Annotated in this window: 2 rRNA genes; both read right to left on the minus strand. The window is 50.3% G+C overall.

Going from position 1 to position 3,424, the window contains the following annotated elements:
- Positions 1-36: 36 nt before the first annotated feature.
- Positions 37-152 (minus strand): 5S ribosomal RNA (gene rrf, locus NAF29_RS18015).
- A 185-nt stretch (positions 153-337) separates the two neighbouring features.
- Positions 338-3,221, minus strand: a 23S ribosomal RNA gene (locus tag NAF29_RS18020).
- Positions 3,222-3,424 lie beyond the last annotated feature (203 nt).

Below are 3,424 nucleotides of genomic sequence, written 5' to 3' on the forward strand. Positions count from 1 at the left end.
CCCGACTCTTACGAATCGGGCTTTCTCTGAAAAGGTGCCTGGCGGTGACCTACTCTCGCATGGGGAAACCCCACACTACCATCGGCGCGATTGCGTTTCACTACTGAGTTCGGAATGGGATCAGGTGGGTCCACAATGCTATGGCCGCCAAGCTAAAAAGGAAACTTAAAAACCCAACGTGTCACTGTCGCAACACATCATTGAAATTCTGGATTCGTCACTTATCCCCTTGCATGGGGTGTATCCTAAAAATTGTCTGCAACAATTTCAGGACTGACTCAACTCAAATACCGATAGAAATCAGAGCTAAATTTATACAAGACCACTCGGGCGTTGTATGGTTAAGCCTCACGGGCAATTAGTACAGGTTAGCTCAACGCCTTACAGCGCTTCCACACCCTGCCTATCAACGTCGTAGTCTTCGACGACCCTTTAGGGAACTCTAGGTTCCAGTGAGAACTCATCTCGAGGCTCGCTTCGCGCTTAGATGCTTTCAGCGCTTATCGATTCCGAACGTAGCTACCGGGCAATGCTACTGGCGTAACAACCCGAACACCAGGGGTTCGTCCACTCCGGTCCTCTCGTACTAGGAGCAGCCCCTCTCAATTCTCAAACGCCCACGGCAGATAGGGACCGAACTGTCTCACGACGTTCTAAACCCAGCTCGCGTACCACTTTAAATGGCGAACAGCCATACCCTTGGGACCGACTTCAGCCCCAGGATGTGATGAGCCGACATCGAGGTGCCAAACACCGCCGTCGATATGAACTCTTGGGCGGTATCAGCCTGTTATCCCCGGAGTACCTTTTATCCGTTGAGCGACGGCCCTTCCATACAGAGCCGCCGGATCACTATGACCTACTTTCGTACCTGCTCGATGTGTCTATCTCGCAGTTAAGCTGGCTTATGCCATTGCACTAACCGTACGATGTCCGACCGTACTTAGCCAACCTTCGTGCTCCTCCGTTACTCTTTGGGAGGAGACCGCCCCAGTCAAACTACCCACCAGACAGTGTCCCAGATCCCGATAAGGGACCCTGGTTAGAACATCAAACATACAAGGGTGGTATTTCAAGGTTGGCTCCACAATGTCTGGCGACACTGCTTCAAAGCCTCCCACCTATCCTACACATGTAGGTTCAATGTTCACTGCCAAGCTATAGTAAAGGTTCACGGGGTCTTTCCGTCTAGCCGCGGGTACACTGCATCTTCACAGCGATTTCAATTTCACTGAGTCTCGGGTGGAGACAGCGTGGCCATGGTTACACCATTCGTGCAGGTCGGAACTTACCCGACAAGGAATTTCGCTACCTTAGGACCGTTATAGTTACGGCCGCCGTTTACCGGGGCTTCGATCAAGAGCTTCGCTTACGCTAACCCCATCAATTAACCTTCCGGCACCGGGCAGGTGTCACACCGTATACGTCATCTTTCGATTTAGCACAGTGCTGTGTTTTTAATAAACAGTCCCAGCCACCTGGTCACTGCGACCGACATTAGCTGAGGAAGCAAGTTCCATCACCAACGTCGGCGTACCTTCTCCCGAAGTTACGGTACTATTTTGCCTAGTTCCTTCACCCGAGTTCTCTCAAGCGCCTTGGTATTCTCTACCCAACCACCTGTGTCGGTTTGGGGTACGGTTCCTTGTAATCTGAAGCTTAGAGACTTTTCCCGGAAGCAGGGCATCAACAACTTCACTACCGTAGTAGCTCGTCTCGTATCTCAGCTTTAAAGACCCGGATTTACCTAAGTCTTCGGCCTACATACTTTCACATGGACAACCAACGCCATGCTTGTTTAGCCTTCTCCGTCCTCCCATCGCAATTACAAGAAGTACAGGAATATTAACCTGTTTCCCATCGACTACGCCTCTCGGCCTCGCCTTAGGGGCCGACTCACCCTGCCCTGATTAACATGGGACAGGAAACCTTGGTCTTTCGGCGAGGGAGTTTTTCACTCCCTTTATCGTTACTCATGTCAACATTCGCACTTCTGATACGTCCAGCAAGCCTTACAGCTCACCTTCATCCGCTTACAGAACGCTCCTCTACCACTTGTCATAAGACAAGTCCGTAGCTTCGGTGCATAGCTTAGCCCCGTTACATCTTCCGCGCAGGCCGACTCGACTAGTGAGCTATTACGCTTTCTTTAAAGGATGGCTGCTTCTAAGCCAACCTCCTAGCTGTCTAAGCCTTCCCACATCGTTTCCCACTTAGCTATGACTTTGGGACCTTAGCTGACGGTCTGGGTTGTTTCCCTTTCCACGACGGACGTTAGCACCCGCCGTGTGTCTCCCGGATAGTACTCAACGGTATTCGGAGTTTGCAAAGGGTTGGTAAGTCGGGATGACCCCCTAGCCTTAACAGTGCTCTACCCCCGTTGGTATTCGTCCGAGGCGCTACCTAAATAGCTTTCGAGGAGAACCAGCTATCTCCCGGTTTGATTGGCCTTTCACCCCCAGCCACAAGTCATCCCCTCATTTTTCAACATAAGTGGGTTCGGTCCTCCAGTTGATGTTACTCAACCTTCAACCTGCTCATGGCTAGATCACCGGGTTTCGGGTCTACACCTTGCAACTATACGCCCAGTTAAGACTCGGTTTCCCTACGGCTCCCCTAAACGGTTAACCTTGCTACAAAATGTAAGTCGTTGACCCATTATACAAAAGGTACGCAGTCACAGAACAAGTCTGCTCCCACTGCTTGTACGTATACGGTTTCAGGTTCTATTTCACTCCCCTCACAGGGGTTCTTTTCGCCTTTCCCTCACGGTACTGGTTCACTATCGGTCAGTTAGGAGTATTTAGCCTTGGAGGATGGTCCCCCCATGTTCAGTCAAGATGTCACGTGTCCCGACCTACTCGATTTCATTTCAGATGCCTTTTCGTGTACGGGGCTATCACCCTGTATCGCCAAGCTTCCCAGCTTGTTCCACTAAAACATAAAAAACTTAAGGGCTAATCCGCGTTCGCTCGCCGCTACTGACGGAATCTCGGTTGATTTCTTTTCCTCCGGGTACTTAGATGTTTCAGTTCCCCGGGTTCGCCTCTTACACCTATGTATTCAGTGCAAGATACTGGCTGCTGCCAGTGGGTTTCCCCATTCGGAAATGGTTGGCTATAACGGGTTTTATCACCTCGCCAACCCTTATCGCAGATTAACACGTCCTTCATCGCCTCTAACTGCCTAGGCATCCACCGTATACGCTTAGTCACTTAACCATACAACCCCGAGGGGTCTTTCGTATGATGCGCCCTACCGTGCCTTTTAACACCGCAGGACTATCCGCAACCGATTGGTTCTCGATAAATTTTTCGCCTGACCTCTACATGGTTTTTGAGTCAAGTAGAGTGACAATATCCAAAACAATTTACTTGTTTTCGAACTTCAATTTTTTGGGTTTCCAAGTTTTTAAAGAGCATCA

It is taken from the genome of Echinimonas agarilytica, from assembly GCF_023703465.1.
Lineage (GTDB): Bacteria > Pseudomonadota > Gammaproteobacteria > Enterobacterales > Neiellaceae > Echinimonas > Echinimonas agarilytica.